A 19042-nucleotide genomic window follows, 5' to 3' on the forward strand; every position below is an offset into this window, starting at 1 on the left:
CCCGGAGCAAGCCCATGCAGTCACCCGCCAATGCGTCCCATCCTCCGAACACGCCGAAGGTTGCGGTTCTGGATGGCGAGGGGCTTGAGCGGCTGCATGCGATCATCGCGCGCCATGCGGGGTCCGAGGGACCGCTGCTGCCCATCCTGCATGACGTGCAGGCGGAATGGGGCATGATCCCCGAAGCCGCGCAGCCGATCATCGGCAGCGCGCTGGGGATGAGCCGCGCCGAGGTTTACGGCGTCGTCAGCTTCTACCACGATTTCCGCGAGGCCCCTGCGGGGCGCCACGTCCTGCGCCTGTGCCGGGCCGAGGCCTGCCAGTCGGTGGGCGCGGACGCGCTGGCCGAACAGGTGCGGGGGGCTCTGGGGCTGGACTGGCACGAGACGAGCGCGGACGGGCGGCTGACGCTTGAGCCCGTGTTCTGCCTCGGCCTCTGCGCCTGCGCGCCCGCCGCGCAGATGAATGACCGGCTGGTTGGACGGGCAACCGTGCAGCGTGTCGTCGCGCTGGCCGAGGGGGCGCGGTGATGCGGGTCTGGGTTCCGGTCGATGCCGCCGCCCGGGCGCTGGGCGCGGACGAGGTGGCCGAGGCGGTGCGGCGCGAGATGGGGGTGGCGCCCACGCGCAACGGTTCTCGCGGGATGATCTGGCTCGAGCCGCTGGTGGAGGTCGAGATCGGCGGGGTGCGGCATGGCTTCGGGCCGGTGGCGCCCGAGGACGTGCCCGCGATCCTTGCCGAGCTTAAGGGCCACCCGCTGGCGTTGGGGCCGGTGGATGACCTGCCCTGGATGAAGCGGCAGACGCGGCTGACCTTCGCCCGCGTGGGCGTGATCGACCCGCTGTCGCTGGACGACTACAAGGCGCATGGGGGCCTTGAGGGGCTGAAGGCCGCGCTGGCCGCGCCCGACCGGATTGTCGCGGAAGTCACGGAATCCGGCCTGCGCGGGCGGGGCGGGGCGGGCTTTCCGACCGGCATCAAATGGGCGACCGTCGCCCGAGCCGCCGCCGACCGGAAGTATGTCGTCTGCAACGCCGACGAGGGCGACAGCGGCACCTTCGCCGACCGGATGCTGATGGAAGGCGACCCCTTCACCCTGATCGAGGGCATGGCGATCGCGGGCATCGCCGTGGGCGCCGCGCAGGGCTATGTCTATATCCGCAGCGAATACCCCGATGCGATCCGCGCCATGCGCGCCGCCATCGACATCGCGCGGGCGGCGGGGGTGCTTGGCCCGTCGATCCTCGGCTCGGCCCATGCCTTCGACATGGAGGTGCGGGTGGGCGCGGGCGCCTATGTCTGCGGCGAGGAAACCAGCCTGCTCAACAGCCTGGAAGGCAAGCGCGGCATCGTGCGCGCCAAGCCCCCGATCCCGGCGCTGGAGGGCTTCCTCGGCAAGCCCACGGTCGTCAACAACGTGCTGTCGCTGGCCACCGTGCCGTGGATCTTGGCGAACGGGGCCGCGGCTTACGCCGTCCACGGCATCGGCCGGTCGCGCGGGACCATGCCCTTGCAGATCGCCGGCAACGTGAAGCACGGCGGGCTGTTCGAGGTCGCCTTCGGCCTTTCGCTGGGCGAGATCGTGGACGGGATCGGCGGCGGCACCGCCTCGGGGCGGCCCGTGAAGGCGGTGCAGGTCGGCGGCCCGCTGGGCGCCTATTTTCCGCGCGCGCTGTTCGACACGCCCTTCGGCTATGAGGAGTTCGCGGGGAAAGAGGGCCTTGTCGGCCACGCCGGCATCGTCGTCTTCGACGACACGGCCGACATGCTGTCGCTCGCCCGCTTCGCGATGGAGTTCTGCGCCATCGAGTCCTGCGGGAAATGCACGCCCTGCCGCATCGGCTCGACGCGCGGGGTGGAAACAATCAACCGGATCGCGGGCGGGGATCTTGAAGCGATCCCGGTCCTTTCCGATCTTTGCAACACGATGAAATGGGGAAGCCTCTGCGCACTGGGGGGCTTTGCGCCCTATCCGGTCATGTCCGCGCTGACGCATTTCCCCGAGGATTTCACCGGGCCCTCGGCGGGAACGGGTGTCCGGGTGGAGGCTGCCGAATGAAGGACTTCATCATTCCTGACGACCGAGACTTCGGCACGCCCGCGTCGCACTCGGACATCGCCGTCACGCTGACGGTGGACGGCATCCCCGTCTCGGTCCCTGCGGGGACCAGTGTCATGCGCGCCGCCGCCATCGCCGGGATCACGGTGCCGAAGCTCTGCGCGACCGACCACCTGACCGCCTTCGGCTCCTGCCGGCTGTGTGTCGTCCAGATCGACGGGATGCGGGGAACGCCCGCCTCCTGCACGACTCCGGTCGCCGAGGGCATGGTGGTCCGCACCCAGACCGACGAGGTCGCGCGCATCCGGCGCGGGGTGATGGAACTGTATATCTCGGACCACCCGCTCGACTGCCTGACCTGCGCGGCCAACGGCGACTGCGAGCTGCAGGACATGGCCGGCGCCGTGGGCCTGCGCGAGGTCCGCTATGAGCCCGGCAAGAACCATTTTCAGCGCCGCGAGAATGACGAGCCGAATCCGGAATGGCGGGCCAAGGACCATTCCAACCCTTACTTCACCTTCGATCCGGCGAAATGCATCGTCTGCTCGCGCTGCGTGCGGGCCTGCGAGGAGGTGCAGGGCACCTTCGCGCTGACCATCGACGGGCGAGGCTTCGACAGCCGCGTCAGCGCGGGGATGGCGTCCGACAGCTTCCTCAGCTCGGACTGCGTGTCCTGCGGCGCCTGCGTGCAGGTCTGCCCGACCGCCACGCTGATCGAGAACAAGGTGATCGAGGTCGGCACGCCCGAGCGCATCGTCAAGACGACCTGCGCCTATTGCGGCGTCGGCTGTTCCTTCGACGCCCATATGCGCGGCGAGACGGTCGTGAAGATGGTGCCCTCGAAGGACGGCAAGGCCAACCGCGGGCATTCCTGCGTCAAGGGCCGCTTTGCCTGGGGCTATGCGACCCATGCCGAGCGCATCCTGAACCCGATGATCCGCGAGCATTACACCGACCCGTGGCGCGTGGTGTCCTGGGAGGAGGCGATCCGCTTCGCCGCCGACCGCCTGCGCGCGGCGCAGGAAAGGCACGGGCGGGATTCGGTCGGGGTCATCACCTCGTCGCGCTGCACCAACGAGGAAACCTATCTGGTGCAGAAGCTCGCCCGCGCGGTCTTCGGCAACAACAACACCGACACCTGCGCCCGCGTCTGCCATTCGCCCACGGGCTATGGCCTCAAGACCGCCTTCGGCACCTCGGCGGGGACGCATGACTTCGACTCGGTGGAACACACCGACCTCGCGCTGGTGATCGGGGCGAATCCGACCGAAGGGCACCCGGTCTTCGGCTCGCGCCTGCGCCGCCGTCTGCGGGAAGGGGCGGGGCTGATCGTGATCGACCCGCGCCACATCGACCTGCTGGACAGCGTCCACCGGAACGACGCGATCCACCTGCCGCTGCTGCCCGGCACCAATGTCGCCGTGCTGACCGCGATGGCCCATGTGATCGCGGCCGAAGGCCTTTACGACGAGGCCTATATCCGCGAGCGCTGCGACTGGGACGAGTTCCTGGAATACCGCGACTTCCTGCTGGACCCCCGCCATTCGCCCGAGGAGGTCGAGCGGCAGAGCCACGTCCCCGCCGACCTGATCCGGCAGGCGGCCCGCGCCTATGCGAAAGCGCCGCGTGCCTCGATCTATTACGGGCTGGGCGTGACGGAACATTCGCAGGGGTCCACGACCGTCATGGCGATCGCCAACCTTGCGATGATGACAGGCAACATCGGCAAGCCCGGCACCGGGGTGAACCCGCTGCGCGGCCAGAACAACGTGCAGGGATCGTGCGACATGGGGTCCTTCCCGCACGAGTTCCCCGGCTATCGCCATGTGACCGACATCGAGACGCGCAAGCTCTACGAGCAGGCCTGGGGCGTGCCGCTGTCGGACGAACCCGGCCTGCGCATCCCCAACATGTTCGACGCGGCGACGCAGGGGCGCTTCAAGGGCCTGTATTGCCAGGGCGAGGACGTGCTGCAGTCCGACCCCGACACCAGCCATGTCCAGTCGGCGCTGGCGAACCTCGATATCCTGATCGTCCACGACCTGTTCCTGAACGAGACCTCGAACTACGCCCATGTCTTCCTGCCGGGGTCGAGCTTCCTGGAAAAGGACGGGACCTTCACCAACGCGGAACGCCGGATCAACATGGTCCGCCGCGCCATGACCCCCCTGAACGGCCATGCCGACTGGGAGATCACGGTGATGCTGGCGAATGCGCTGGGCGCGGGCTGGGACTATGGCCATCCGTCCGAGATCATGGACGAGATCGCGCTGACCACGCCCAGCTTCTCGGGCGTCAGCTACGCCCTTCTGGACCGCGAGCAGTCGGTCCAGTGGCCCTGCAACGAAAAGGCTCCGCTGGGCACGCCCGTGATGCACATCGACGGCTTCGTGCGCGGCAAGGGCAAGTTCATCAACACCGAATACGTACCCTCAGAGGAACGCACCGGCGGGCGCTTCCCGCTGCTGCTGACCACCGGGCGGACGCTGACGCAGTACAACGTCGGGGCCCAGACCCGGCGCACCGACAACACCGTCTGGCATCCCGAGGACGTGCTGGAGATCCATCCCCATGACGCCGAGCAGCGCGGCATCCGCGAGGGCGACTATGTGCGCGTGGCCAGCCGCGCGGGCGACACGACGATCCGCGCGAAGATCACGGAACGGGTCGCACCGGGTGTCGTCTACACGACCTTCCACCACCCGACGACGCAGGCCAATGTGGTGACAACTGACAATTCGGACTGGGCCACCAACTGCCCCGAGTTCAAGGTGACGGCGGTGCAGGTCAGCCCCTCGAACGGGCCCTCGGAATGGCAGGAGCAGTACCGCAGCCATTCCGAGCTTTCGCGCCGCATCCTGCCGGCCGCGGAATGAACAGGGGCGCCTTGGCAACGCAGGGGCAAAAGCCCTTGCGGGATTCGGATGCGATGCCGCCGGGTGAGGCAACGCCGTCCCCGGACGGCACGGCGGCTGCATCCGAGGACGCGGGGCCGCGCGGGGAAATCCCCCGCGCGGCCGACCCCGTCACCGTGCCTCGCCGCTGGTCGGGCAGCGGATGGGTGCAGGCCGACGCACCTGCCGCGCCGGAAGAAGCCGCGGTCGCCATCGTCATCGACGGCACCAGCCAGGCGGTCCTGATGGCGACCCCGCACGACCTGGCCGACTTCGCGCTGGGCTTTGCCCTGACCGAGGGGCTGATCGCCTCGCCCGCCGACGTGACCGACCGCGAGATCGCCCAGGTCCGTCCGCCCGCGCAACTGCCGGGCGTCCCCGCCTATGAGGCGCGGCTGTGGCTGCGCCCCGGCCTCGCCTCGGGTCTGGCCGAGCGGCGGCGCAGCATGGTCGGTCCCGTGGGCTGCGGCCTTTGCGGCGTGGACAGCATCGCGGCGGCCCTGCCGCAGGTGGTGCGGGTGGCCGAGGGCGCGCGCTTCTCGCCGCAGGATGTCGGCCGCGCGATGCAGGCCCTGTCCGAAGGCCAGCGCCGCTGGCGCGAGACGCCCGCGATCCATGCGGCGGGCTTCTGGTCGCCCGAAGGCGCCACCGTGCGCGAGGACGTGGGGCGCCACAATGCGCTCGACAAGCTCGCCGGGGCGCTGGCGGACCGGGGCGTTGACGCAAGGGCAGGGGCCATCGTCATGTCCTCGCGCCTGTCCGTCGACCTTGTGCAGAAGACCGCGCGCATCGGCGCCCCGGTGCTGATCGGCGCCAGCACCCCCACGCGGCTGGCCATCGCCTGGGCCGAGGCGGCGGGCATCACCCTGATCGGCCGGGCGCGGGGCGACGCCTTCGACCTTTACACCCATCCCCAGCGCATGAAGGGCTGACGCGTTGTCCGAAGTCTCCGAGCACACGCCGCATGAGAAGCTGATCCGCATGGCGAACCAGATCGCCACCTTCTTCCGCAGCCAGCCGGGCCAGCCCGAGATTGCCGTGGCAGGCCACATCAACGACTTCTGGACCTACCGGATGCGGATGGACCTGCTGGCCGCCCTGCGCGCGGGCGAGGCGGTGGACCCCATCGTCCGCGCCACCGCCCCCCATATCCGCCTGCCGCACGAGACGACCGAGGGCGTGAAGCCGGTCGATCCGCTGTCGCATCAGGAATAGGGGCCGGGTCCGACCGCAAGGCCGGGCGGCCGGGGCCGCGTGAAGACCTGTCGTTCCCCGCAGAAATGGCCCGCCTGCATCCAGCGGCGCGGCGCCTGTTCCCCGGCGCGTGAAGGCGCCGCATGAACGCGGCCCCAGCCTCGCGCGGTTTCACTCGGCCGAGGCGAAGCGGTAGCCGATGCCCGGTTCGGTGAAGATCATCCTCGGCGCCGCCGCGTCGTCGCCGAGCTTTTCGCGCAGGTGGCCGACGGCGATGCGCAGGTAATGGCTGTCGCCCAGATGCGCGGGGCCCCAGACGGTCCGCAACAGTTCGTGGTGCGTCAGCAGCCGGCCCGCGTTGCGCGCCAGAAGCGCCAGCACGTCGAACTCCTTCCGGGTCAGGCGCACGGGCATCCCGGCCATCGTCACCGTGCGGGCGGCCAGGTCGATGCTCAGCCCGCCATTGGTCAGCACAAGCGGGACCTTCTCGGCGCTGCGGCGGCGGGCCAGGGCGCGCAGGCGGGCGAGAAGCTCGGCGGGGGCGAAGGGCTTGGTGACGTAGTCGTCGGCCCCGGCGTCCAGCGCGGCGACGATCTCGGCCTCGGCCGAGCGCACCGAGACGACCACGATCGGCACGTCGGACCATTCGCGGATGGCGGCGATCACCGCCTTGCCGTCCATGTCGGGAAGGCCGAGGTCCAGCACCACGGCCGACGGGGCGCCGGTCGCGGCGCGCTCGATCCCCTCGCGCCCGCGCGCCGCCTCGTCCATGACATGGCCCGCGCCTTCCAGCACGATGCGCAGGAAGCGCCTGATCGGGGCCTCGTCCTCGATCACCAGCAGGCGAAGGGGCGCGGAAGGGTCAGGCATCGGCATCCTCGGGTGCGGCGGGAAGGATCATGCGGATCGCCGCGCCGCGCCCGCCGGGCGGGTCGATGGCGGCGACGCTGCCTTCGTTGGCTTCCACCATGCCCTTGACGATGGCAAGGCCAAGCCCGGTGCCCGCCGGATGCCCGTCCCCCTGCACGGCACGGTGGAAGATGTCGAACACCCGGCCGCGCTCCGTCTCGGGGATGCCGGGCCCCTCGTCGGCCACGGTCAGCGCCACGCCCGCGGGGACCGGCTCGGCCATGACGCGGATGGCGCTGCCCTCGGGGGCGTATTTCGTGGCATTCTCAAGCAGGTTGACAAGGGCCTGGCCGATCAGCACCGGGTCGGCGAAGACGGGCGGCGTGCCCGGTGCGACCTCGGCCGTCACGCGGAAGGGGGCCAGCACGCGCGACAGGTCGGCACGCGCCCGGCCGATCAGCTCGGCCACCTCGACCGTCCCGCGCCGCGGCACCAGCGCGCCATGCCCGAGGCGGGTCATGTTGAGCAGGTTGCCCACGAAGCGGTCGAGCCGGCGCGCCTCGTCCAGCGCCTCGGCGACCAGCTCGCGGTTCTGCGCCGGCGCCAGCGTGCCGTCCGCCACCGCCGATAGTGCGCCGATCACCGTCACAAGCGGCGTGCGCAGGTCGTGGCTGACGCTGTTGAGCAGGGCCGCGCGCAGCTTTTCCGTTTCGGACACCAGCCGCGCCCGTTCCAGGTCGCTTTCGACGGCGATGCGTTCCACCGCGACGGCGATCTGGTCCTCGACCGCGGCCAGCAGGCGGCGCGTCTCGGGGTCGAGCCGCCGCGAGGGATCGAGGAAGCGCAGCCCCACCGCGCCCATCGGCGCGCCCTGCGTGGCCAGCGGAAGGAACATCCAGTCCGCCGCGGGCAGCGTGTCGGTGTCCCGCCCGGCCGGCCGGTTCTTCTGATAGGCCCAGAGCGCGGCGGCCTGCGAATGGGGATCGAGGCTTTCCTCGATGGCGGGAAAGCCCTGCACCTGCTCGAGCGCGCCGCCCAGGCCCGGCATCAGGATCAGCGAATGGCATTCCAGCGTGTGCGCGATATGGGCGGCGGCGGCCCACAGGACGTCGTCCGTCGCCGTGGCCGAGGCGATCTTGCGGGCAAAGTCGTAAAGCGTCTCGGTCCGTGCCTGGGTGGCGCGCATGAACTCGACCTGCCGCTTGAGCCGGCCCGCAAGGCTTCCGGTGAACAGCGCCGAGACGGTGAAGACCATCAGCGCCACAAAGGACTCCTCGGCCGCCACGCGCAGCGAGAAGAAGGGCTCGGTGAAGAAATAGTTGTAGGCGAGAAAACCGAGGATGCTGGCCGCGATCGCCCCGGCGGTCCCCAGGCGCATCGCCACGGCCAGCACGCCGACCAGGTAGATCACCGCCAGCGAGGCGACCGGCAGGATGTGCCACAAGGGCCAGGCGATCAGCGTGGCCACGGCGGTGGCCAGGGCGGAATGGGCAAGGACGCGGACCCAGGCACGGGTTCTTGCCCGCGGCCGGCGGGCGGGCGGCACGGGGGCGGGCGCGTGCCCGTTGGTGGCGGGATCGAGAATGGTGACCTCGAACCCCTCGGCCCGGGATAGCAGCCGCTGGGAGGGCGTCGGGCGGACCAGTGCGGCAAGCCGCGTCCTCCATCCGCCGGGTGCGGCGCGCCCGAGGATCAGCCGCGTGACGTTCAACTGCCGCGCGGCTTCTAGGAAGGCATCGGCCACGTCGCCTTCGGACCGCAGGGTGCGGGTGTCGGCGCCCAGACGCTCGGCCAGTTGCAGCGCGTCGGTCATGGCCCCCGCGGCGGAAGGGCCGCGCGCCTCGACCGCCGGGGTCACGACCATCGCCACGACCCATGGGATGCGGGCACGGTCGGTCATCCGGCGCCCGGCCCGGACCAGCCCCTTGGCCGTCGCCGGATCGTCGAGGCAGACCATCAGCCTGTCCTGCGAGGCCGCCTGCCCCGTGCCCCGCCGCAGCGCCAGCATCTCGGCATCGACGCGGCTGGCCGCGGTGCGCAGGGCCAATTCCCGCAGCGCGGTCAGGTTGGGCCGGGAAAAGAAGTTGCCGAGCGCGCGTCCCGCCTCGGCGGGCATGTAGACCTTGCCCTCGCGCATCCGCTGGATCAGGTCCTCGGGCGGAAGGTCGATCAGCTTGATCTCGCCGGCCATCTGCAGGACCGTGTCGGGCACCGTTTCCTGCACCCGCACCCCGGTGATCCGCGCGACGAGGTCGTTGAGGCTTTCGATATGCTGGATGTTCAGCGTCGAATAAACGTCGATGCCCGCGGCCAGCACCTCCTCGACGTCCTGCCAGCGTTTGGGGTGGCGGCTGCCGGGCACGTTGGTATGCGCCAGCTCGTCGATCAGCGCGAGCTGCGGGCGGCGGGCGAGCAGCGCGTCCAGGTCCATCTCGGCCAGCTGTCGCCCGCGATAGGTGATGATGCGGCGGGGGATCTGGACGAGATGCGCCAGAAGCGCCGCGGTTTCCTGCCGGCCGTGGGTTTCGGCCAGCGCCACCACGACGTCGGTCCCGGCGCGGGCGCGGGCGGCGGCCTCCTCCAGCATGGCATAGGTCTTGCCGACACCCGGCGAGGCGCCCAGGAAGATCTTGAGCCGTCCGCGCCCCGGCACGGCGCCGCCGGCTTCGGCCTTGGCCTCGGCCAGGAAACGCTCGGGGTCGGGGCGCGCGTCGTCGGTCATGGGTGCCGTTTAGCCTCCCGCGGCGTCCAGCGCGAGATTGGCGCCAAGAACGTTCACGATCGGCTCGCCCACAAAGCCGAAGGCCGGGCCGGTCGCCGCCCCCAGGATCGCGCCCTGGACGGCCGCGCCGGGAACGCCCCGCGCGGCGGCGATGCGGTCCACCTGCCGCAGGGCCGCATCCAGGGTGATGTGCGGGTCAAGCCCCGACCCCGAGGCGGTCGCCATTCCCGAGGGCACCGGCGCGGGGCCCTGGCCCGCCGCGCGGTCCCTGACCTGCGCCAGCAGCGCGGCCGAGGACGGGCCCAGGTTCGAGCCGGTCGATGCCCCCGCGTTGTAGGCGGGGTCGGTCGCCGTGGGCCGCGAGTGGAGGTACTCGGGCCGGGTGAAGGACTGCCCGATCAGGGCCGAGCCGACGACCGTGCCGTTGCGCTCGACCAGCGAGCCGTCGGCCTGCCCGGGCATCGCCACCTGGGCGACCCCGGTCATCGCCAGGGGATAGCCGAGCCCCAGCAGGACCGTGAAGGCACCGGTCATCACCAGCGCGGGGCGGAGTTGCGAGATCATGGCGTCACCTCATGCCAGATGGGCCAGATCGACGATCATGTCGATCAGCTTGATGCCGATGAACGGGGCGACAAGGCCGCCCAGCCCGTAGACCACGAGGTTGCGCGTCAAGAGCGCACCGGCCGAGGCGGGGCGGTAGCGCACCCCTTTCAGCGCCAGCGGGATCAGGGCCACGATCACCAGCGCGTTGAAGATGATCGCCGACAGGATCGCCGACTGCGGGCTGCCCAGCCCCATGATGTCCAGCACCGCCAGTCCCGGATAGGCGGCCACGAACAGCGCCGGCAGGATGGCGAAATACTTGGCCACGTCGTTGGCGATCGAGAAGGTCGTCAGCGCCCCGCGCGAGATCAGCAGCTGCTTGCCGACCATGACGATCTCGATCAGCTTGGTCGGGTCGCTGTCCAAGTCCACGAGGTTCCCGGCCTCTTTGGCCGCGGGCGTCCCCGAGTTCATGGCGACGCCCACGTCGGCCTGCGCCAGCGCGGGCGCGTCGTTCGAGCCGTCCCCGCACATCGCGACCAGCCGGCCCTGCGCCTGTTCCGAGCGGATGTAGTCCAGCTTCCGCTCGGGCGTGGCCTCGGCCAGAAAGTCGTCCACGCCCGCCTCGGCGGCGATGGCCGCGGCCGTCAGGGGGTTGTCGCCGGTGATCATCACCGTGCGGATGCCCATGCGGCGCAATTCGGCGAACCGTTCGCGGATGCCGGGCTTGACCACGTCCTTGAGGTGGATCACCCCCAGCACCCTGCCGTCACGCGCGACGACCAGGGGCGTGCCGCCGCCCATGGCGATCTGGCGCACGATCGGCTCGGCCGCCGCCGCGCCCTCGCCCGCAAAGCAGCGGGCCATGGCGTCCGAGGCGCCCTTGCGGAACTGCCTTCCATCGGCAAGGTCCACGCCCGACATCCGGGTCTGCGCGGTGAAGGGCACGAAGCGTGCTCCGCCGCGCCGGTTGCCTTCGGCGAAGCCGAACCTGCGGACCGCCAGATCGACGGTGGATTTCCCTTCGGGCGTGTCGTCGGCCAGGCTGCTGATGAAGGCGGCCTCGGCCACCTCGCGCTCGGTCACGCCGGGAACGGGCAGGAAGGCGTCGGCCATGCGGTTGCCGAAGGTGATGGTGCCGGTCTTGTCCAGCAGCAGCACGTCGATGTCGCCCGCCGCCTCGACCGCGCGGCCCGACTTTGCGATCACGTTGGCCTTCACCAGCCGGTCCATGCCGGCGATGCCGATGGCCGACAGCAGGCCGCCGATGGTGGTCGGGATCAGCGTCACGAACAGCGCGGCCAGATAGACGACCGGGATCTGCGTGCCGGACCAGCCCGCGAAGACCGGCAGCGTCGCCACCACCAGCAGGAACACCAGCGACAGCCCGGCCAGCAGGATGTCCAGGGCGATCTCGTTGGGGGTCTTGGCGCGCCTGGCGCCTTCGACCAGCGAGATCATGCGGTCGAGAAAGGTCTCGCCCGGTTTCGCGGTCACGCGCACCACCAGCCAGTCGCTGACAAGCCGCGTGCCCCCGGTCACGGACGAGCGGTCCCCGCCCGATTCCCGGATCACCGGTGCGGATTCCCCGGTGATGGCGCTTTCATCGACCGAGGCCACGCCCTCGATCACCTCGCCGTCGGTGGGCACGATGTCGCCCGCCTCGACAAGGATCAGCTCGCCCGGTTCGAGCTGGTCCACGTCCTGCAGTTCGAACAGGTCCCGGCGGGACGGGTCCAGCAGGGTCCTGGCCTTCGCATGGGACCGGGTGGCGCGGAAGGCGTCCGCCCGGGCCTTGCCGCGGCCCTCGGCCAGGGCTTCGGCGAAGTTCGCAAACAGCACCGTGGCCCAGAGCCACAGCGCAATCTGCAGCGAAACGAAGCTGCCCGGCTCGCCCCAGCGCAGCAGCACCAGAGCCGTCGTGACCAGCGCCACCAGCGCGGTCGCGAAGATCACCGGGTTGCGCGCGAGCCTGCGCGGGTCGAGCTTGGCAAAGGCGCCGCCGATCGCGGGCCGGACGATTTCGGGCGCGAACAGCCCGATCTCGGATCTTGGATGCTTGGACATGATGGGGCCTCAGAACGCCTGCCCGGCCGCGATCGAGACATGCTCGGCGACCGGGCCAAGGGCCAGAACAGGAAGGAAGGTCAGCGCGCCGACGATCAGGATCGTCACGACGAGCAGCACGGTGAAGGCGACGCCATGGGTCGGGAAGGTGCCCGCCGTGGCCTCGGCCCGCGTCTTGCCCGCAAGGCCGCCCGCGATGGCCAGGACCGGGATGATGTAGCCCCAGCGGCCGATCAGCATCGCCAGCCCGATCATGGTGTTGTGCCAGACCGTGTTGGCGCTGAAGCCCGCGAAGGCCGAGCCGTTGTTGGCCGTCCCCGAGGTGTAGGCATAGATCAGTTCGGTCAGCCCGTGGGGACCCGCGTCCTGCACCGCCGTCTGCGCATTGCCGGTCAGGATAGACGCCGCCGACAGGATCAGCACGCCCACGGGCATGACAAGCAGCGTCAGGGCGGCCAGCTTCATCTCGCGCGCCTCGATCTTCTTGCCCAGCCACTCGGGGGTGCGCCCGACCATCAGCCCGGCGATGAAGACCGTCAGGACGACATACAGCACCATGCCGTAGAAGCCCGCGCCGACGCCGCCATAGATGATCTCGCCCAGAAGCATGTTGAACAGCGGGATCATGCCGCCCAGCGCCATCAGGCTGTCGTGCATCGCGTTCACGGCCCCGCAGGAGGCGACGGTGGTGGCGACCACGAACAGCACCGTCTGCGCCAGGCCGAAGCGGGTTTCCTTGCCCTCCATGCTGACGCCCGGCTCGGTGATGCCGGCATGCAGCGGGTTGCCCGCGGCCTCGGCGAAATAGGCGGCCAGCAGCACGGCCACGAACATCACGCTCATCGCGGCGAAGATCGCCCAGCCCTGCCGGCGGTCGCCGACCATGCGGCCGAAGAAGAACGGAAAGGCCGCGGGGATGACGAGGATGGCGTAGATCTGCACCAGGTTCGTCAGGGCGGTGGCGTTCTCGTAAGGATGGGCGGCGTTGGCGTTGAAGAAGCCGCCGCCGTTGGTGCCCAGCATCTTGATCGCCGCCTGGCTGGCGACCGGCCCCTGGGCGATCACCTGCTGGGCGCCTTCCAGCGTGGTCGCCGTCACGCCCGCCGCCAGCGTCTGCGGCATCCCCTGCCAGACCAGCACCAGCGTGATCAGCACCGCGCCGGGCAGCAGCAGATACAGCGTGGCCCGCGTCAGATCGACCCAGAAGTTGCCCAGGTCCGCCACCGAGCGCGCGGCAAGGCCCCGCACCACGGCGACCGCCACCGCGATCCCCGTGGCGGCCGAGACGAAGTTCTGCACGGTCAGCCCGGCCATCTGGGTGAAATGGCTGAGGGTGGTCTCGCCGCCGTAGCTCTGCCAGTTGGTGTTGGTCATGAAGCTGACGGCGGTGTTGAAGGCCTGGCTGGATTCCATCGCGCCGAAGCCCTGCGAGTTGAACGGCAAGACCCCCTGCAGGCGAAGGATCAGGTACAGCAGCACGAAGCCCGCCGCGTTGAAGGCCAGCACCGCGGCGGCATAGCCCGTCCAGCGCTGCCCCCGGCCCGTGACGCCCGCGGCGCGGTAAAGCGCCCGCTCGACCGGCGCGAGCAGGCGGGCCCTGCCGGTGAAGACCCGCGCCATCCAGGGCCCGAGCGCCATCCCCATGAGGGTCAGGCCTGCCAGGAACAGCGCAAAGAAGATCAGATCCGCGGCCATGTCAGAACCGCTCCGGCGCCAGAAGCGCCAACAGGAAATAGACCAGCAGCAGGACCGCGAGGCCGCCGCCCAGGACGAGTTCGATGGTCATCGCGTCCTCACAGCCGGTCGGCGCCGCGCACGGCGAGGCCGGCCAGCAGGAAGACCGCCAGCCCGCCCAGAATGAAAAGAATGTCGGACAGCATTCCATGCCCCCTTTGGTTCGGATCGCAGGAATATGTGCGGGGATGGCGTAAAGCCGCGATATGGAAGGCGGGCCAGTGCGTAATGCAGGCGTAAAGGACCCGGCCGCGATGCGGCCTGTGTTCCTTCTTCCTGCCCTTGGGCGGCGCCCCAGTTCCGAACCTCGCCTTCGTGGGGCGCGGCGAGCGGGAAGACAGGACAGGAGCTTGCGGCGAGAGCCCCGCGTCCCGCGTCATGCCAATCCCGGCCGATGGCCCCAGTGCATTTCCCTTGCGGAAGCCTTCACGCCCCTGACGCGACCGGCCGTATCCTCACATCCGGGCGGCAACGGGGAAGGAGCGGCTATCCCTCAGGCGGCATTCCGCACCAAGACCTGCGGAGGAGGACTTGGCGCGATCGGACAGGGCCGCCATGCGGGCGCGACCGGGCCTCAGGCGGGTCCGGGCCATGGCCGATGGACATGCGCCATGATGCCCGTTCGTGCTGCCGGAACAGCGGGCAGAAGCACCCCGCCTCAGCCGCAGCGCGAATGGCCGCAACTGGGGCAGGTCATGCAGCCCTCGATCATCCGCATCCCCGGCGTGCCGCAGGCCGGGCAGGAGGGGCCGACCGGGGCGCTGCCGCCGCCTGCATGGGGGTCGGCCTTGAGGCCCGCGCCCTCGCCCGACAGGAAGCCGATGGCGATCATGTGGCGCTCGATCACCCCGCCGATCGCGGCCAGGATCGAGGGGACATAGCGCCCCTCCATCCACGCTCCGCCGCGGGGATCGAAGACGGCCTTCAGCTCCTCGACCACGAAGCTCACGTCGCCGCCGCGGCGGAAGACGGCGGAAATCATCCGCGTCAGCGCGACGGTCCAGGCGTAATGCTCCATGTTCTTCGAGTTGATGAAGACCTCGAAGGGACGCCGCCTGCCGCCATCGTCGATGTCGTTGACGGTGATGTAGATCGCGTGCTCGCTGCCGGGGAACTTGAGCTTGTAGGTCGCGCCCCCCAGCGACACCGGACGGTCCATCGGCTTGTCCAGCGACGCGGCCGCGGGGGCGGGCTTGTCCACCGACAGGACGGACCCCGTGACCTCGTTCGGGCGATAGGTGGTGCAGCCCTTGCAGCCCTGGTCCCAGGCGGCAAGGTAGACGTCCTTGAAGGCTTCGAAGGAAATGTCCTCGGGGCAGTTGATCGTCTTGGAAATCGAGCTGTCCACCCATTCCTGCGCCGCCGCCTGCATGGCGACGTGGTCCAGCGGCGACAGCGTCTGGGCGTCCACGAACCAGTCGGGGAAGGGCGCCTCGCCCATGCGGTCGCGCCACAGCCGGGCGGCGTAATCGACGACCTCCTCCTCGGTGCGGGTGCCGTCCTTCTGCAGGACCTTGCGGGTGTAGCTGTGGGCGAAGACCGGCTCGATCCCCGAACTGACGTTGCCGGCATAAAGGCTGATCGTGCCGGTGGGGGCCACGCTGGTCAGCAGGGCGTTGCGGATGCCATGCGCGCGGACGGCCTCGCGCACGTCCTCGTCCATCTTCAGCATGAAGCCGGACGACAGGTAGGCCTCGGCGTCGAACAGCGGGAAGGCGCCCTTTTCGCGGGCGAGGCCCACGCTGGCCAGATAGGCCGCCCGCGCGATGCGGTGCATCCATTGGCGCGTCGCCTCGGCGGCCTCGGGCGCGCCATAGCGCAGGCCGACCATCATCAGCGCGTCGGCAAGCCCCGTCACGCCGAGCCCGATGCGGCGCTTGGCCTGCGCCTCGGCCGCCTGCTGGGGCAGGGGAAAGCGCGAGGCGTCCACGACGTTGTCCATCATCCGCACGGCGGTCGTGACCAGGTCGTCCAGCGCATCAAGGTCCAGCGCGGCTTCGGGTCCGAAGGGGTCCTGCACCAGCCGCGCGAGGTTGACCGAGCCCAGAAGGCAGGCGCCATAGGGCGGCAGGGGCTGTTCGCCGCAGGGGTTGGTGGCCGAGATATCCTCGACATAGCCGAGGTTGTTCATCCGGTTTATGCGGTCGATGAAGATCACGCCGGGTTCGGCATAGTCATAGGTGGCGCGCATGATCCGGTCCCACAGATCGCGGGCGCGGATCGTCCTGTAGGTGCGGCCCCCGAAGACCAGCGGCCAGTCGGCGTCGGCCTCTCGCGCCTCCATGAAGGCGTCCGTCACAAGCACCGACAGGTTGAACATCCGCAGCCGCGCGGCGTCCTGCTTGGCGGCGATGAAATCCTCGATGTCGGGGTGGTCGCAGCGCATCGTGGCCATCATGGCGCCCCGGCGCGAGCCCGCCGACATGATCGTGCGGCACATGGCGTCCCAGACGTCCATGAAGCTCAGCGGCCCCGAGGCGTCGGCGGCGACGCCCTTCACCTCGGCCCCCTTGGGGCGGATGGTCGAGAAGTCGTAGCCGATCCCGCCGCCCTGCTGCATGGTCAGGGCGGCTTCCTTCAACGCCTCGAAGATGCCCGCCATGCTGTCGGGGATCGTGCCCATGACGAAGCAGTTGAACAGCGTGACCGAGCGCCCCGTTCCCGCGCCCGCCATGATCCGGCCCGCAGGCAGGAAGCGGAAATCCTCGAGCGCGGCGTGGAAGCGGCCTTCCCACTTGGCGGGATCGGCCTCGACCGAGGCGAGGTCGCGGGCCACGCGGCGCCATGTCTCCTCGACGGTCGCGTCCAGCGGCGTGCCGTCGGCGGCGCGCAGCCGGTATTTCATGTCCCAGATCTGTTCGGCGATGGGGGCGGCGAAGCGGTTCATCCGGGAAACCTGTCTGGCATGGGGGTGAGTGTCACGTCATGCACCCGCCGACCGCCTGGGGCAAGCGGCTGAGTGGTCACGGAAAGGGCTGCGCCGTCAGGCGTCCTTGCGATGCGCCTCGCGCAGGGCGCGGCGGTTGATCTTGCCGGTGGGCGTGCGGGGCAGCGCCTCGACATGGATGAACTCGCGCGGCTGCTTGTAGCGGGCAAGGCCCGCCTCGGCGGCCGCCCGCAGGACCTCGGACGCGGCCGGGCCGGTCCAGAAGGCGGCGATGATGGATGCGCCCGGAACCGGCAGTTCGGTCACGGCCACGTCGCCCGCGCCGGGAACGGGCACCAGCACGTCCTCGACCTCGGCGGGGGCCACGCGGAAGCCGCCCGCGTTCATCATGTCGTCCGCGCGGCCGAGCGTCGAGATCGCGCCGTCCTCGGCCTGCACCGCCATGTCGCCCGTCAGGAACCATTCGCCCTGGAACTTGGCGGCGGTTTCCTCGGGCTGGCCGAGATAGCCGAGGAACAGCCCCGGATCGCTGCGGTGGACCGCCAGGACGCCGGGCTGGCCGGGGGGCAGGGGCTCGCCCCCGTCCGACAGGATCGCCACGCGGCGGCCGGGCTGGGGATAGCCCGCCGAGCCCTCGGGCGCAGGCTGCGCGGGCGAGCCCGACAGGAAGGTCGAGCATTCCGACATTCCCATCGCCTCGTGCAGCTCGGTCCCGGTGCGGTCCTTCCAGGCGCGGCGCAGCTCGGGGTCCAGCCGTTCGCCCGCCGTCAGCCCGTGGCGCAGGTCCGACAGCGGTGCCCAGTCGGCCCGCAGCATCCGGCGGAAGACGCCGGGCGCGGCGGCGATGAGGGTTGCCCCGTTGCGGCGGGCCAGCAGGGGGATCTGCTCGATCGCCGTGCCGTCTGCCGGGATCAGCGCCGTCGCGCCGGCGGTCCAGGGGTCCATCAGCCCGGTGCCCAGCGTGAAGGTCCAGTTGAAGGCGCCCGCATGCAGCAGCCGGTCGCTGGCCTTCAGCCCGTACCAGCCATCGAACATCATCTGCCGCGCCAGGATGGCTCGATGCGCGTGCATGACGGCGCGGGGACGCCCCGAGGTGCCCGAGGTATAGACGATATAGGCGAGCCGGTCGGCCTCGCCCCGGTCGAACCCGGCCGGGGGCAGGGCGGCCATCTGCGCCAGCTCGGCCACGGGCATGACCGGCGCGGGGTCGTCTTCGGGCAGGGCGATGCCCTCGCCCGCGATGGTCAGGGCATGGGTGATCTCGGCGGCGATCTTGGTGACCTCGCGCGCCGTCAGCATGGCCGAGGTCGGGACGGGGATCAGCCCCGCCGCGATGCAGGCAAGATAAGCGACCGGGAAGCCCGGCTCGTTCCCGATCCGCAGCAGCACGCGGTCTCCGGGCCTGAGGCCCCGGTCCCGCAGCCCCGTGGCCGCGCCCAGCACGGCGGCGCGCAGCCGCGCATAGGACCAGCGGTCGGCGCCGGTCGGCGAGACCACCGCGAGCGCCAGCTTGTCGGGCGAGGACAGCCCCGCCGCGAGCACATGTTCGGCCAGATTGAAATCCTGCATGGCGTCCTGAGTGCCGCCTGTCGCGGGTCTCTGCAAGCTTCTTGTGCAGAAGGGACCGCGGCTGTGTCCCCGGCGCACATGGGGCCGGGCGTCAATGAAAAGCGGCCTGCGTTTCCGCAGGCCGCCAAGTGGCGCATCCGGACGGAGCGCGATGCGCCACCGGGATCAGAGCAGCTTGAGATCCGAAGCCGAGGCGCGGCCGTCGCGGCCCGACTGCAGTTCGTACTGGATCTTCTGGTTGTCGTTCAGGCCGGTCAGGCCCGCACGCTCAACCGCCGAAATATGGACGAAGACGTCCTTGCCGCCATCATCGGGCGCGATGAAGCCGTAACCCTTGGTGGCATTGAACCATTTAACCGTGCCGGTCGCCATGACCTTCTCTCCTTCAGTCTCCCGGTGGCGAGATTGCCGATCCGGGCCGTGCAGCCCTTTCGCAGTCCGGCTGCCCCCTGAAGGGACGCGGTAGAAAGTCATGCTCACGCGAAAAACAGGATGCCCGAATCGTCCGGGAACGCAAGTGA

The 19042-nt window shown here is 70.2% G+C and carries 15 protein-coding genes; 5 read left to right on the forward strand and 10 right to left on the reverse strand.

What is annotated here, in order from left to right; all coding sequences use genetic code 11:
- Positions 1–14: 14 nt before the first annotated feature.
- The 5 genes from CK240_RS04125 to CK240_RS04145 are packed head-to-tail and all read left to right on the forward strand — an operon-like array spanning position 15 to position 6168.
- Complete coding sequence (locus CK240_RS04125; protein WP_095639055.1) at positions 15–530, forward strand: formate dehydrogenase subunit gamma; 516 nt, start codon at positions 15–17, stop codon at positions 528–530.
- On the forward strand, positions 530–2059 hold the full coding sequence (locus CK240_RS04130) for a formate dehydrogenase beta subunit (protein WP_095639056.1): 1530 nt from the start codon (positions 530–532) through the stop codon (positions 2057–2059). Before CK240_RS04125 ends, CK240_RS04130 begins: the two co-directional genes overlap by 1 nt.
- Positions 2056–4935, forward strand: coding sequence for a formate dehydrogenase subunit alpha (gene fdhF / locus CK240_RS04135; RefSeq protein ID WP_095639057.1), 2880 nt, complete (start codon positions 2056–2058; stop codon positions 4933–4935). Before CK240_RS04130 ends, fdhF begins: the two co-directional genes overlap by 4 nt.
- A gap of 53 nt (positions 4936–4988) precedes the next feature.
- The gene (fdhD, locus tag CK240_RS04140) at positions 4989–5885 is read left to right on the forward strand and encodes a formate dehydrogenase accessory sulfurtransferase FdhD (RefSeq protein ID WP_095639058.1); all 897 of its coding nucleotides are present in this window, start codon (positions 4989–4991) and stop codon (positions 5883–5885) included.
- Between the two features lie 4 nt (positions 5886–5889).
- Positions 5890–6168 carry a formate dehydrogenase subunit delta gene (locus CK240_RS04145; RefSeq protein WP_338048844.1) on the forward strand — a complete coding sequence of 93 codons (279 nt, stop codon included), beginning with the start codon at positions 5890–5892 and terminating at the stop codon, positions 6166–6168.
- Between the two features lie 150 nt (positions 6169–6318).
- On the opposite strand, the gene CK240_RS04150 is transcribed toward CK240_RS04145, so the two are convergent.
- The 10 genes from CK240_RS04150 to CK240_RS04185 form a co-directional block, all read right to left on the reverse strand.
- Positions 6319–7017: a response regulator gene (locus tag CK240_RS04150; protein WP_095639059.1), complete on the reverse strand. Its 699-nt coding sequence runs from the start codon at positions 7015–7017 to the stop codon at positions 6319–6321.
- Positions 7010–9718 carry a sensor histidine kinase gene (locus CK240_RS04155; RefSeq protein WP_095639060.1) on the reverse strand — a complete coding sequence of 903 codons (2709 nt, stop codon included), beginning with the start codon at positions 9716–9718 and terminating at the stop codon, positions 7010–7012. Before CK240_RS04155 ends, CK240_RS04150 begins: the two co-directional genes overlap by 8 nt.
- Before the next feature lie 9 nt (positions 9719–9727).
- Positions 9728–10282 (reverse strand): potassium-transporting ATPase subunit KdpC, encoded by a 555-nt coding sequence (kdpC, locus tag CK240_RS04160; protein WP_095639061.1) that lies wholly within the window; start codon positions 10280–10282, stop codon positions 9728–9730.
- A gap of 9 nt (positions 10283–10291) precedes the next feature.
- Entirely contained in the window at positions 10292–12331 is a 2040-nt protein-coding gene (gene kdpB / locus CK240_RS04165; RefSeq protein WP_095639062.1) for a potassium-transporting ATPase subunit KdpB, read from the reverse strand.
- A gap of 9 nt (positions 12332–12340) precedes the next feature.
- The gene (gene kdpA, locus CK240_RS04170; RefSeq protein ID WP_095639063.1) at positions 12341–14026 is read right to left on the reverse strand and encodes a potassium-transporting ATPase subunit KdpA; all 1686 of its coding nucleotides are present in this window, start codon (positions 14024–14026) and stop codon (positions 12341–12343) included.
- A 1-nt stretch (position 14027) separates the two neighbouring features.
- On the reverse strand, positions 14028–14117 hold the full coding sequence (locus CK240_RS18170; RefSeq protein WP_135058789.1) for a potassium-transporting ATPase subunit F: 90 nt from the start codon (positions 14115–14117) through the stop codon (positions 14028–14030).
- Positions 14118–14124: 7 nt separating this feature from the next.
- Complete coding sequence (locus CK240_RS18175) at positions 14125–14445, reverse strand: hypothetical protein (protein WP_135058790.1); 321 nt, start codon at positions 14443–14445, stop codon at positions 14125–14127.
- 278 nt (positions 14446–14723) lie between these two features.
- On the reverse strand, positions 14724–16952 hold the full coding sequence (locus CK240_RS04175; RefSeq protein WP_095639064.1) for an adenosylcobalamin-dependent ribonucleoside-diphosphate reductase: 2229 nt from the start codon (positions 16950–16952) through the stop codon (positions 14724–14726).
- Positions 16953–17048: 96 nt separating this feature from the next.
- The gene (locus tag CK240_RS04180) at positions 17049–18521 is read right to left on the reverse strand and encodes a class I adenylate-forming enzyme family protein (RefSeq protein WP_095639065.1); all 1473 of its coding nucleotides are present in this window, start codon (positions 18519–18521) and stop codon (positions 17049–17051) included.
- A gap of 165 nt (positions 18522–18686) precedes the next feature.
- Positions 18687–18893, reverse strand: a complete 207-nt coding sequence (locus CK240_RS04185) for a cold-shock protein (RefSeq protein WP_090754070.1) — start codon at positions 18891–18893, stop codon at positions 18687–18689.
- Positions 18894–19042: the final 149 nt, after the last annotated feature.

This window comes from Paracoccus salipaludis, from assembly GCF_002287065.1.
GTDB classification, from domain to species: domain Bacteria; phylum Pseudomonadota; class Alphaproteobacteria; order Rhodobacterales; family Rhodobacteraceae; genus Paracoccus; species Paracoccus salipaludis.

What these genes read in the sequence shown, in the direction of transcription:
- CK240_RS04125 (WP_095639055.1), top strand. Translation starts at nt 15, where the DNA reads ATGCAGTCACCCGCCAATGCGTCCCATCCTCCGAACACGCCGAAGGTT.
- CK240_RS04130 (WP_095639056.1), top strand. Translation starts at nt 530, where the DNA reads ATGCGGGTCTGGGTTCCGGTCGATGCCGCCGCCCGGGCGCTGGGCGCG.
- fdhF (WP_095639057.1), top strand. Translation starts at nt 2,056, where the DNA reads ATGAAGGACTTCATCATTCCTGACGACCGAGACTTCGGCACGCCCGCG.
- fdhD (WP_095639058.1), top strand. Translation starts at nt 4,989, where the DNA reads ATGCCGCCGGGTGAGGCAACGCCGTCCCCGGACGGCACGGCGGCTGCA.
- CK240_RS04150 (WP_095639059.1), bottom strand. Translation starts at nt 7,017, where the DNA reads ATGCCTGACCCTTCCGCGCCCCTTCGCCTGCTGGTGATCGAGGACGAG.
- CK240_RS04155 (WP_095639060.1), bottom strand. Translation starts at nt 9,718, where the DNA reads ATGACCGACGACGCGCGCCCCGACCCCGAGCGTTTCCTGGCCGAGGCC.
- kdpC (WP_095639061.1), bottom strand. Translation starts at nt 10,282, where the DNA reads ATGATCTCGCAACTCCGCCCCGCGCTGGTGATGACCGGTGCCTTCACG.
- kdpB (WP_095639062.1), bottom strand. Translation starts at nt 12,331, where the DNA reads ATGTCCAAGCATCCAAGATCCGAGATCGGGCTGTTCGCGCCCGAAATC.
- kdpA (WP_095639063.1), bottom strand. Translation starts at nt 14,026, where the DNA reads ATGGCCGCGGATCTGATCTTCTTTGCGCTGTTCCTGGCAGGCCTGACC.
- CK240_RS18170 (WP_135058789.1), bottom strand. Translation starts at nt 14,117, where the DNA reads ATGACCATCGAACTCGTCCTGGGCGGCGGCCTCGCGGTCCTGCTGCTG.
- CK240_RS18175 (WP_135058790.1), bottom strand. Translation starts at nt 14,445, where the DNA reads ATGACGCGGGACGCGGGGCTCTCGCCGCAAGCTCCTGTCCTGTCTTCC.
- CK240_RS04175 (WP_095639064.1), bottom strand. Translation starts at nt 16,952, where the DNA reads ATGAACCGCTTCGCCGCCCCCATCGCCGAACAGATCTGGGACATGAAA.
- CK240_RS04180 (WP_095639065.1), bottom strand. Translation starts at nt 18,521, where the DNA reads ATGCAGGATTTCAATCTGGCCGAACATGTGCTCGCGGCGGGGCTGTCC.
- CK240_RS04185 (WP_090754070.1), bottom strand. Translation starts at nt 18,893, where the DNA reads ATGGCGACCGGCACGGTTAAATGGTTCAATGCCACCAAGGGTTACGGC.